The organism is Methylotenera oryzisoli (assembly GCF_004661485.1).
Classification (GTDB): domain Bacteria; phylum Pseudomonadota; class Gammaproteobacteria; order Burkholderiales; family Methylophilaceae; genus Methylotenera; species Methylotenera oryzisoli.
The window spans coordinates 1-1,776 of record NZ_PQVH01000020.1 but is presented as its reverse complement, the minus strand read 5'-3'; the positions used below and the strand labels follow the sequence as shown (position 1 = coordinate 1,776).

Here is a 1,776-nt window from a genome sequence, read left to right as displayed (position 1 = left end):
CAGCAAGTAGCTGAGCATCTTCGTTGAGTGCTTTCAGATGTGCACGTACTTGTTCAATCGCTTCGTTGACGAATACTTTTTTGCCCGGGAATGTTTCTAATGGGGCGTCAAAGTCGCCTTCACCAAAGGCTTTAACACAGGCGAGTGCTTTTTCTGTCAGTTCTAGTTGGCCTGCAACAATGACGTTCACTGCGGTGACAAGCTCAGCGAAGCCACCTTTGAATAGATGAGCATGCAAACTCATGTCAATATTACCTTGTGCATGTTCGTTGGTGACCCATTTAACAGAGTCTACCGCGCCTTTAAGTTTGCCTTTTAGGCGATCTAAGTTTTTGTTAATCTCTGCTTTTTTACCAGGGTATTGTTGTATCTGTACTTCAAAATCACCATCACCTAATGCACGCATCACTTGCGTGACTTCTTCTTTCTCGCGTACATGGGCTCCAACCATCTTGTTCAATGATTCAGCCATCTCCGCGTAAGTGCCTGTGAATCTAGAAGTATCGATAGCAGCATCAATTTCACCCAAGTCATGTTGCTGAGACATAGTTTGCATTTCGCTGACAAATGTTTTGATATTTGCGCGTAGCTGCTCGACACCTTCATTAATAAAGGCTCGTTGACCTGGGAATCGTTCTAAAGGTGCATCAAAATTACCTTTAGCAAACTCACCAATACATGCGGTAACTTTACGCATCACATTTGCTTGGTTAGAGGCCATTTCATTCACATTACTAGCCATAACCTGATAGCTACCACGCAGCTTACTAGTGTCGATAGAAGCACCAATATTGCCTAATCTATTTTGGGCAGACATGGCGGTCTGCTCTTCAATTACAGTTTTGAGTGCTTGCTGCATTTTTAACATTGAGGACATCAAACTTGATTGGTCACCTGAGTCAACCTTAATCACGCCATTTAAATCACCACTGGCAATATCGTTAGCAATTTTTGCAACCTCATTTGGCTCACCACCTAGCTGTTTACGTAAAGCGCGTGAAAGCATCACACCAAACAAAATAGAGGCAATCACAGCAAGCAAACCTAATCCTAAAGAAAGCTTAATTGAGTTTTGTTTCACTGTAAGCGCATTAGCCGCATGCTTCTGACCGAGCTCAACTTTATATTGCATATGTGCTGCAATACTATCATTTGCCTTTTCTGCCGGGGTACGAATCGCGATATATAGCTCGTGCGCAAGTTCTTTTTGATTAGCACGTGAAGCCTCTAATATCGGTTCCATACGTGTAAAATAGACTTTTAAGTCCTCAACATCCGCACCTAACAAGCTTTTCTCTTGTGCATCAGACACAAGGTCAGCATACGAGCCTGTAACTTCATTTAACTCAGACTGCAGTTTTCTAATTGCCTCTTCCACTTCAGCCATTTTCGCTTCGTCTTTAATCAGCGTGTGGTTTGCAACTCGAATACGTAGCGTATTAAACTTATAGCGCATTTCATCTAGTTTAATGATGCTCGGCACAATGTTGGTGTTTGCATAATTTGTATCGTTATATACAGCGTCCGACTGGAATGAGTTTAACGTTAAAATACCAACTAAACCTAAAACAGAAACCAATGTAATTAATAACATTTTTCTTGCGACAGTCATTTGCATTTAAAAACCCATTCTTTACTAAAAAACCAAAATATCCGTATATTAAACATACTATTTCAATATATTGCTAGTTAAAACTCTTCCCAATCGCCATCATCACTGTTCGTTTTAACGCTCAGTTTAGCTGGTGCAGGTCTGGCCACTTGCGCAACTTTACT

The 1,776-nt window shown here is 41.2% G+C and carries 1 protein-coding gene; it reads right to left on the bottom strand.

Annotated features, from left to right (window positions below; translation table 11 throughout):
• The coding region (locus C3Y98_RS12725) for an MCP four helix bundle domain-containing protein (protein ID WP_135279084.1) at window positions 1-1,618 on the bottom strand (1,618 nt) is incomplete at its 3' end.
• Window positions 1,619-1,776: the final 158 nt, after the last annotated feature.